Below are 3,844 nucleotides of genomic sequence, written 5' to 3'. Positions count from 1 at the left end.
ACGCCTGGCATGACAGGATATCCCGGAAAATGGCCGTTAAAGAAATCTTCATTAGCGGTGACGTTTTTCAGCCCGACTGCTTTTTTCCCCGCTTCGATTTCAACGATCCGATCGACCATCAAAAAAGGATAGCGGTGAGGCAAAATTGCCTGTACTTGTTCTGTCGTCAACATATGTTCCATTCCCTTCTTCACGTTCTGTTCATCTCAAGGTTTTGTCGCTGCGTAATCAAGTGACGCCGCGCATGATGTCGAAGATGTGCTGCCACGTTTCCCATTTCAGTGCATCTCCCGCATTGCCATCTCCAATGACGCCGTATCCGATCATAGCACCCAGTGCTGCCATAACGACGAGAAGCGCAACGACCAGGAGGATGCGCAGCCAGATCGGAAACATGCGGATTTGCACCCAACGTGTTTTCTTTTTCGGCTTGTCGGTTTGCGTATTCGGTTTATCTGGCTGAGTCGAGCCAGCTTTTCGTGATTGTGCCATTGCTATGTCAACCTTTCTTCTTTAAATGCCCAATCCCCTACAAGTTTCTTCACTATCTGCCATTATACTAAAAAGCCTGGGCTGTGGAACAAAAATTTGAATTTTATCTCCTTGAACGGAAAATATCTTGCTTTGCTTCAAGCATTTTCCCGGTTCCAAGAACGACGCATTCTTTTGGATGTTCCGCAATGGCGATCGGGATGCCAAGACGCTCTGCCAGCAACCGGTCCAATCCGCCAAGCAAAGCACCTCCGCCAGTCAACACGCCGCCACGGTCGATGATATCCGCTGCCAGTTCAGGTGGTGTTTGTTCAAGCACCGTTCGCACACCTTCTGCCACTAACTCGACCGATTCACGCAAGGCTTCCGTAATCTCCTGGGCTTTCAATGTAATGGTCCGTGGATAACCTGTAAGCATATCCCGTCCGCGAATGTCCATCGTCGCTTCCTGATCGCCGCTGAGCGTCCCGAATTCCACTTTCAGCTTTTCAGCTGTCCGTTCCCCGATCAGCAATTTGTATTTTCTCTTTATGTAATGGAGTATATCCAAATCGAAATGATCGCCTGCCACTTTCAAAGTTGTACTTTTAACGATTTCACCCATCGACAAAACCGCAATATCGGAAGTTCCCCCGCCAATATCGATAACCAGGCTCGCATCCGACTGATAAATATCAAGTCCTGCCCCGATCGCCGCAACTTTCGGCTCCACTTCGACATAGACTTTTCGCGCGCCGGCTTTTTCAGCCACTTCGCGAATCGCTTTCTGTTCGATGCTCGTGATATTTGCTGGGCAGCAGATAAGGATGCGCGGCTTCATCATAAACCCTTTCAGTTTCAATACTTGGATAAAATGCTTGAGCATCAGTTCTGTAATATCAAAATCATGGATGACGCCATCTTTCAATGGGCGGATCACCGCAATATGCTGGGGTGTGCGCCCCATCATCTTCTGCGCTTCCGTGCCGACTGCGATCAGTTCATTGGATTTTTTATCGACTGCTACTACGGACGGCTCGTTTAAAATGATGCCTTTGCCTTTTACATAGATCAGCACATTAGCTGTTCCGAGATCGATGCCTATATCTTTCGAAAACATTACGCCGTCCCCTTCCTGTATTCTGCGATGTTGATTGAACTTTGATTTTCCAAGCTTACATTTCCATTAGAATTGTCTAGTTAAAATCTTATCATAATCCTGCAGCGACTGACAAAATTCTCCGAAAATACTTTCAGCACGTTTTTCTACGAAAAAAGATTGTGCCGCTCAATTGTGCGGCAGGCTCTTGATCATATGAAGTATGAGTCCTGATGAATTAAACCATTTGCTCTTCTTTTACTTCGCTTGTTTCAGTCGATACGCGTTCAATGTCTGCTCCTAGAGCTTCCAGCTTCAAGTGGAAATCAACATATCCGCGGTCTAGATGATAAAGCTCATGTACACGTGTAATGCCTTCAGCAGCAAGTCCAGCCAAGATTAATGCAGCAGCTGCACGAAGATCTGTCGCTGATACTTGAGCGCCTTGCAATTTAGAAGGGCCTTCCATGATCACTGAACGTCCTTCGATTTTAACGGATGCATTCATGCGGCGGAATTCTTCAACGTGCATGAAGCGGTTTTCAAAAACCGTTTCAGTCAGGATGCCGTTGCCTTGTGCAGTCAGCATCAATGACATCATTTGCGATTGCATATCTGTCGGGAATCCTGGGTGCGGCATGGTCTTGATGTCGATGGAACGAAGCGGCCGTGTCGCACGGATCCGCAAGCCTTCATCCGTCTCTTGAATATCGACTCCCATTTCACCCATTTTTGAAATCAAGGCAGCCATATGTTCCGGAACGGCGTTTTCAATGATAACATCGCCTTCTGTGATGGCAGCTGCTACCATGAATGTCCCTGCTTCTACTCGGTCAGGAATGATCGAGTGATTCGAACCATGAAGAGTCTCCACGCCTTCGATACGCATAGTATCCGTACCGGCACCTTTGACGTTTCCGCCCATTTCGTTGATATAATTCGCTAGGTCAACGATTTCCGGTTCTTTTGCTGCGTTTTCGATGGTTGTTACCCCGTCTGCAAGCGCTGCGGCTGACATGATGTTCTCTGTTGCACCGACACTTGGGAAGTCGAGGTAGATTTTAGCACCGCGTAAACGGCCATCTGTTTTTGCTTCAACGAAGCCGTTTCCGAACGTGATGTTCGCTCCCATTGCTTCAAAGCCTTTAAGGTGCTGATCGATCGGACGAGATCCGATGGCGCAGCCGCCTGGCAAAGCGACACGGGCAAATCCGTTGCGTGCAAGTACAGGTCCCATGACTAGAATCGATGCACGCATTTTGCGGACATATTCAAACTGTGCTTCACTCGATAGTTGTGAAGATGCATCGATGTGCATCTCGTTTTTCTCCGGGAAATACTCGACTTGTACATTCAGGCTTCTCAATACTTCCTGAATAGTGTAGACGTCTGCAAGATTCGGCACTTCCGTAATGAAGCTTTTTCCTTCACTTGCAAGAAGCGCGCCTGCCAATACTGGCAGTACTGCATTCTTCGCTCCTTCTACCCGTACTTTCCCTGTTAATTTCTTTCCGCCTTTAACGATGATATGATCCAAAGCATAGCCCTCCATGTGTTTAATAGTCCCTAATTTATACAGCTCTCACGTATATTTTCTCATTTAATAATCTCTGTAGTTTATGGTAGTAAAAAATGAAAACCTTATCTATAATACCTTGTTTTTTGATAAGAAACAAGCATTACAAGGCTTTCTTATCAAAAACTCAATATACCCCATGTTGTTCGCATGTATAGGTATTTTTATGTCCGTAGCGCAAAAAGAAATATTACAAATTGATTACAGTTAATTGTTTCCCCACTTCAATAGAAATAAACCCTTAGACACTGAATATTTCCCGGGAAATAGTAAAACATTGCCGATTTGCCATAGGAACGGCCTGCATCCGCATTACCATGGCAAATCGGCCATGCTAAAACAGGTACGGCAATTGCCTGGACCATGCCGATATTTCCAAAAAGAAGTTGGAAACGGACGTTCCGATGACAATGCTTAAAAATATGTATAAAATCTGGGCCTGCAATACATGGTGTTTAGCTATCCATTTATCGAACATCACAGCCCGCAATGCATAAAATGAAACGCCGGTGAAAAAGATGTGGCTGATGATTGAAATCAATGCCTGCTGTCCGATGTATAATTCCACTCTACACTCTCCTTTCGTCTCATATCTTATTTGTTGAAACCCCTGCTGTTAGTATAGCTGAAATTATTTCATATGGCATAAAACTTCATGAGTTTTTCGTGAAATCTTGCCCATAATCCAATAAAAAAGA

5 protein-coding genes are annotated in these 3,844 nt (G+C 45.5%); all 5 read right to left on the bottom strand.

The window, feature by feature from the left end:
- A partial coding sequence (locus ON064_RS17550; protein WP_483879764.1) for an ApeI family dehydratase occupies window positions 1-173 on the bottom strand: 173 nt, incomplete at its 3' end.
- 55 nt (window positions 174-228) lie between these two features.
- Window positions 229-492, bottom strand: a complete 264-nt coding sequence (locus ON064_RS17545) for a DNA-directed RNA polymerase subunit beta (RefSeq protein ID WP_274625786.1) — start codon at window positions 490-492, stop codon at window positions 229-231.
- Between the two features lie 103 nt (window positions 493-595).
- The gene (gene mreB, locus ON064_RS17540) at window positions 596-1,591 is read right to left on the bottom strand and encodes a rod shape-determining protein MreB (protein ID WP_274625785.1); all 996 of its coding nucleotides are present in this window, start codon (window positions 1,589-1,591) and stop codon (window positions 596-598) included.
- Between the two features lie 217 nt (window positions 1,592-1,808).
- The gene (murA, locus tag ON064_RS17535; RefSeq protein ID WP_274625784.1) at window positions 1,809-3,107 is read right to left on the bottom strand and encodes a UDP-N-acetylglucosamine 1-carboxyvinyltransferase; all 1,299 of its coding nucleotides are present in this window, start codon (window positions 3,105-3,107) and stop codon (window positions 1,809-1,811) included.
- Between the two features lie 373 nt (window positions 3,108-3,480).
- A complete protein-coding gene (locus ON064_RS17530; protein WP_058382972.1) occupies window positions 3,481-3,714 on the bottom strand; it encodes a DUF1146 family protein in 234 nt (77 codons plus the stop codon).
- Window positions 3,715-3,844: the final 130 nt, after the last annotated feature.

This window comes from Planococcus sp. A6 (assembly GCF_028823615.1).
Taxonomy (GTDB): Bacteria; Bacillota; Bacilli; order Bacillales_A; family Planococcaceae; genus Planococcus.
Note: the sequence above shows the minus strand (reverse complement) of the source record. Positions and strands in the feature narration are given on the sequence as shown.